Consider the following 2,684-nt stretch of genomic DNA (forward strand, 5'->3'; position numbering starts at 1 on the left):
CGGGGGCCCCGCCGCATGTCTGCCACGCGTCTGCCGCACGCCTGCCGCCCACCGGCCCTCGCGCGCCCGGCCGCCACGGAACGGCGGCCGTGGCCCGGCCGTCGCGGACCGGCCCTCGCGCAGCCGCCACGGACCGGTCGCCACGGACCGGTCGTCGTGAACCGGTCGGTCAGTCGGATTCGCTGCGCAGGGCCTCGGCCATCTCCGTCAGCCGGTCGAAGGACGCCGTGCCCGTCACCATCGTGGTCGAACCCTCGCCCTCGAGCACCAGCGCGTCGTACCGTCCGCCCTCGTACCGGGTCCAGGTCTCGCCGTCGATCCGCTGCGTCCTGTCGGTCTTCTCCGCGCCACGGGTCGCGGCCCGGATGAAGACCGCCGGCTTCTGAGTCGACTGCTCGAGCGCCGCGTACTCCCCGTCGGGGGTCCGGTAGCCGAGGTGCCAGGCGTCGAACTCCTCGCCCCGGAAACGGACGGAGGTGGGCTTCCACGCCTCGGGCAGACCCTCGGGCGCGGCCACCGGGTAGGTGGCGGCGCGGCGTGCGGTGAGCAGGTCGACGCGGTAGTCGACCCGCTTGAGATCGGGCTCGCCCTCGTCGTGCGGGCTGAACAGCCAGACCACTCCCGCGGCGAGCAAGATGAGGCTCAGGGAGAGGATCATGTCCCGAGCCGACTTCTGCGTCTTGTTCGTTCCTGCCACACCCCTATCGTCGCAGGTGCCCGGCCCGCTCATCCGTGGGGGCCCCTGCTCATTTTGTCGGCCCGGCGCTAGAGTCGAGCGCAACACCCTCATCCGGCCGTCGTCGTACAGAAAGGTGCGCTCCGATGACCGAACACCATCAACTGCCGTCCGAACTCGATGTGCCCTCCGAAGCTCCCGACCGCAACCTCGCCCTGGAACTCGTCCGGGTCACCGAGGCCGCCGCGATGGCCGCCGGGCGCTGGGTCGGGCGCGGTGACAAGAACGGCGCCGACGGTGCCGCGGTCCGCGCCATGCGCACCCTCGTCTCCACCGTCTCGATGAACGGCGTCGTCGTCATCGGTGAGGGCGAGAAGGACGAGGCCCCGATGCTCTTCAACGGGGAGCGCGTGGGCGACGGGACCGGGCCCGAGTGCGACATCGCCGTCGACCCGATCGACGGCACCACGCTGACCGCCAAGGGCATGACCAACGCGATCGCCGTACTGGCCGCGGCCGAACGCGGCTCGATGTTCGACCCCTCGGCCGTGTTCTACATGGACAAGCTGGTCACCGGGCCCGAGGCCGCCGACTTCGTCGACATCGACGCGCCGGTGGCCGTGAACATCCGCCGGGTCGCCAAGGCCAAGCGGGTCACCCCCGAGGACGTCACGGTGGTGATCCTCGACCGGCCCCGGCACCAGGGCATCATCAAGGAGATCCGGGAGACCGGGGCGCGCATCAAGCTGATCTCCGACGGGGACGTGGCCGGCTCGATCCTCGCCCTGCGCGAGGGCACCGGCATCGACCTGCTGCTCGGCATCGGCGGCACCCCCGAGGGCATCATCTCGGCCTGTGCCGTGAAGTGCCTCGGCGGCACCCTCCAGGGCAAGCTGTGGCCGCAGGACGACGCGGAGCGGCAGCGGGCGGTCGACGCGGGGCACGACCTCGACCGGGTGCTGACCGACGCGGACCTCGTCACCGGCGACAACGTGTTCTTCGTGGCCACCGGCATCACCGACGGCGAGCTGCTGCGCGGGGTGCGGTACCGGTCCGAGACCGCCACGACCGACTCCATCGTGATGCGGTCCAAGTCGGGCACGGTACGGCGGATCGACTCCGAGCACCGGCTGAGCAAGCTGCGCGCCTACAGCGCGGTGGACTTCGACCGCGCCAAGTAACTCCGCCGGGCCGGACGAAGGCCGTGCGGGGCGGCCCACGGGTGTGCGGTCCGTGGGTCGCCGGGAGCGCGGGAACGCCGGCGGCCCGGTGACGCCGCGGGCGCGCCGGGCGGCGCGGTCCCGCCCCGGCCGGACGCGCCTCCTCCACACGCTTTCCGGCCGTGCTAGGCCATCCCGAGGGGCACCAGGAGCGGAGACGCGCCTCGTGCCGGGTACCGGGGGCCGGGTTCCGGGTGCCGGTCAGCCCGCAGCCGCTATGGAGCCTCCGGCACGGGCCGCCTTCTGGAGTTCCACCTCCCGGCGGCGGCGCCGGGCCAGGACCACCCGGCGCTCGGCGGCGGTCAGGCCGCCCCAGACGCCGTAGGGCTCGGGCTGGAGCAGGGCGTGCTCCCGGCACTCGACCATCACCGGGCAGCGGGCGCAGACCCGCTTGGCGGCCTCCTCCCGGGAGAGCCTGGCGGCCGTGGGCTCCTTCGACGGGGCGAAGAACAGTCCTGCCTCGTCGCGTCGGCACACCGCCTCGGTGTGCCAGGGCGCGTCCTGGTCCCTGCCTCGCGTCGGCACCCGCTGGGCCGGAACGGCAGCTACCTGCAGGGACGAATGCGGCGGTTGCGGCACGGGTCACTCCTGACGACGGCTTCGCGAGCGAGAGACGATGCAGCAAGGCTTACCCGCTGTGCGTGCGCCTATGCACTGAGTCCCGAACCGCCGTTTCGGGCAACGGAATTCGGCCCGCGCCGCCTCCGCGCGGCACGGAGGGAACGCCTCCGCCCGAGCCCTTCCGCCCGTCCCGCCCCACGACCGTCAACGGTCGTGGCGTCTGCGCG

Annotated in this window: 3 protein-coding genes; 1 reads left to right on the forward strand and 2 read right to left on the reverse strand. The window is 72.9% G+C overall.

Annotated elements, in window-relative coordinates:
- Positions 1 to 169: 169 nt before the first annotated feature.
- Positions 170 to 697 carry a DUF4245 domain-containing protein gene (locus tag AOK18_RS16905; RefSeq protein ID WP_175400289.1) on the reverse strand — a complete coding sequence of 176 codons (528 nt, stop codon included), beginning with the start codon at positions 695 to 697 and terminating at the stop codon, positions 170 to 172.
- Between the two features lie 125 nt (positions 698 to 822).
- On the opposite strand from AOK18_RS16905, the gene glpX reads away from it, so the two are divergent.
- On the forward strand, positions 823 to 1,857 hold the full coding sequence (glpX, locus tag AOK18_RS16910; protein WP_055572616.1) for a class II fructose-bisphosphatase: 1,035 nt from the start codon (positions 823 to 825) through the stop codon (positions 1,855 to 1,857).
- A 240-nt stretch (positions 1,858 to 2,097) separates the two neighbouring features.
- Here glpX and AOK18_RS16915 read toward each other — a convergent pair whose 3' ends face one another.
- Positions 2,098 to 2,475, reverse strand: coding sequence for a WhiB family transcriptional regulator (locus AOK18_RS16915; RefSeq protein ID WP_055572617.1), 378 nt, complete (start codon positions 2,473 to 2,475; stop codon positions 2,098 to 2,100).
- Between the last annotated feature and the right edge of the window lie 209 nt (positions 2,476 to 2,684).

Origin of the sequence: Streptomyces prasinopilosus (genome assembly GCF_001419695.1) — a bacterium.
Classification (GTDB): domain Bacteria; phylum Actinomycetota; class Actinomycetes; order Streptomycetales; family Streptomycetaceae; genus Streptomyces; species Streptomyces prasinopilosus.